At 67.5% G+C, this 2,643-nt stretch carries 2 protein-coding genes; both read left to right on the forward strand.

Features of this window, described 5'->3' with window-relative positions; all coding sequences use genetic code 11:
* Positions 1 to 330: 330 nt before the first annotated feature.
* Positions 331 to 1,425, forward strand: a complete 1,095-nt coding sequence (locus E5X34_RS32440) for a KamA family radical SAM protein (RefSeq protein WP_292573271.1) — start codon at positions 331 to 333, stop codon at positions 1,423 to 1,425.
* Positions 1,426 to 1,698: 273 nt separating this feature from the next.
* Positions 1,699 to 2,538 (forward strand): BA14K family protein, encoded by an 840-nt coding sequence (locus E5X34_RS32445; RefSeq protein ID WP_292573274.1) that lies wholly within the window; start codon positions 1,699 to 1,701, stop codon positions 2,536 to 2,538.
* Positions 2,539 to 2,643 lie beyond the last annotated feature (105 nt).

Below are 2,643 nucleotides of genomic sequence, written 5' to 3' on the forward strand. Positions count from 1 at the left end.
CGTAGAATCACAACCGATTCCGCGCCGCAATGCCTATCTTAGCGCATATGCCCACAAGGGGGAGATTAGCGGCTCGGGCGCCCCGCTCTTTCCTGCAGCGTTGCTAGTTGGCGAAAGCCTGCGCGACATCCGATCTCCCCCCAAGTGGGGGTTGAGGAGCAGTCCGCGCAGCGGACGGGAAGCCAATTGCTTGGCTTTCCGAGCGACGAAAGCCGGCAGGACAGAGGGGGGCGCGAAGGAACGCGGCGTATGACAATCTGCGGCGGCGGTAGTGGTTGACCTCGCGCGCCATCCATCCGATATCCCGCAAAAATCTACTCCGAGCCCCAAATGACCACCGATCTCAAACAACCGGCCGCCGACGCCGCCTGGCAGGACGATGTCCGCGCCGGCGTGCGCCATGTCCGCGACCTCGTATCCCTGCCGCTTTCGCCGGCCGAGCGCGCCGCCGCGCAGGAGGCCGCCGCGGCCCACAAGGTGCGCGTGCCAAAACCCTATCTCGACCTGATCGACTGGAACGACCCCAACGACCCGATCCGCGCCCAGGTCATCCCGTCGCCGGACGAGCTGGTTGCCGCCGAGGGCGAGCTGGACGATCCGATCGGCGACCACGCCTTCAGCCCCGTTCCCAGGCTGACGCACCGCCATGCCGACCGCGTGCTCCTGTTCCCGACCTATCAATGCGCCGTCTATTGCCGTTTCTGTTTCCGCAAGGAGTCGCTGACCTCGATCGGCCGCGGCTATACGCGCGAGGCGCTGGAGCCGGGGCTGGCCTATATCGCCGGGCATCCCGAAATCCGCGAGGTGATCCTGACGGGTGGCGATCCGCTGTCGCTGCCTGACAAGGCGCTGGCCGAGATCCGCGCCCGCCTGGAGGCGATCCCGCATCTCAGGCTCCTGCGCATCCACACCCGCGTGCCGGTGGCGCTGCCGTCGCGCATCACGCCCGGCCTGGTCGAGGCGCTGCAGGGCCGGCTGATGGCGAGCGTGGTCACGCATTTCAATCATCCGCGCGAGCTTACCGCCGAAGCCGAGGCGGCTTGCCGCGCGATGCGGCAGGCGGGCTTCGTGCTGCTCAACCAGAGCGTTCTGCTGAAAGGCGTCAACGATCATGTCGAGGTGCTGGAGGAACTCTGCCGCGAGCTGATGTACCGTCTCGGGGTAAAACCCTATTACCTGCACCACGGCGACCTCGCGCGCGGCATGGCGCACCGCCGCACGACGATCGCCGAGGGCCAGGGGCTGGTGGCGGAGCTGCGCCGGCGGCTCTCCGGCATCTGCATCCCAACCTATGTCATCGACCTGCCCGACGGCGGCGGCAAGGTGCCGCTGGCGGCGAGCCACATCGAGGGCCGCGACGGCGACACCTGGCTGATCAGAGGCCAGGACGGCAAGGTGCGGGAATATCGCGAGGTGCTGGCCTGAGGCGTGGGTTCTCCGCCGCTCAAGGCGGCCCGGCACCCCTGTTCGGGGGAAATATGCCGGCCGCGGCGCGACGCTGCGTTCGATCCTTTGAATTCATCAAAGTCTGCAACTGAGAAAGTTGCCAGCCAGGCCCCTTCAAGCGATCCTTGAGCCTCGCCCCCGGCCATGCGGGATTTCCCGCCGGCAGAGCCCCCGGTCTCAACATTGCCCCCTTCTCATGGGAACCGGATTCCGCGCCCCGCATTCTATGAGCGGGGACTGAAGGAGCGTCGCGTGAAGGCCTTGTTGGGAATTGCCGGTGGTTTCGTGCTGACCTTGGCCGTGTTCGCCAGCGGACTTGCCTTCGCCACCTGGATGCTGGCCGCCAAGCCGGTGCGCCAGGCAACGCCCACGATCGGCGTTTCCGAGCTCTGGACAAAGGACGCGCAGCCGGTCAATCCGCAGAAGCAGAACCTCGAGCGCATTCCCGCCCAGCAGTCGGCGACCGCGACCGCGGCGTCATCAAGTGAACCGATCAGGACCGCGAGTGGCGCAACGCAGGCGTCGGCGCTTGCGGCGCCAGCACAGCCGCAGCCGCAGCAATCGGGCGCGTCCGCTCCCACTCAACCTGCCGCGGACGCCAATGCCGCCCAGCAATCGGCGCCGGCCGATCAGCAGGCTGAGCGGCAATTGCCCGTTGCCCATCTGCAATGGTGCGCCGCCCGCTATCGCAGCTACCGCCCGGCGGAAAACAGCTATCGCTCCTATAGCGGCGAGCTGCGCCCCTGCATCTCGCCCTATTACGACCTTGGTGACCGCACCGCCTCGACCGGCCCAAGCGATCAGGGCGGCGACCAGGCCAAGGACCGGGCAGGGGCAAACGACAGGCAGACCGCCACGGCCGAGATCACCGACGACCAGGCCGAGATGGAGGGCTACGCCCCCTCCGGCGACGGCTACGCCACCACCTATGGCGGCCCGCCGGAAGAGATCTCGCCCGAGGCCGCCCAGGCCTCGACCCGGCAGGTCTCGGCCGACCATGTCGACTACTGCTTCAGCCGCTACCGCTCCTACGATCCAAGCGACAACAGCTATCAGCCCTTCGACGGCGGCCCGCGTCGCCAGTGCGAGTAGGGCGCCGAAGCTTTTCTCGCCCCCGCCAGCGGTGGGCGCGTGCACTACCTAATGTAGCGCTGGTCGACCCCCACTCCGTCTCGGCTTCGCCGAGCCACCTCTCCC

The sequence above is a fragment of the Mesorhizobium sp. genome (assembly GCF_004963255.1).
In the GTDB taxonomy this organism is placed as follows: Bacteria; Pseudomonadota; Alphaproteobacteria; order Rhizobiales; family Rhizobiaceae; genus Mesorhizobium.

Bases quoted from the DNA above. Each gene is read 5' to 3' on its own strand.
- E5X34_RS32440 (WP_292573271.1), top strand. From the start codon at position 331: ATGACCACCGATCTCAAACAACCGGCCGCCGACGCCGCCTGGCAGGAC.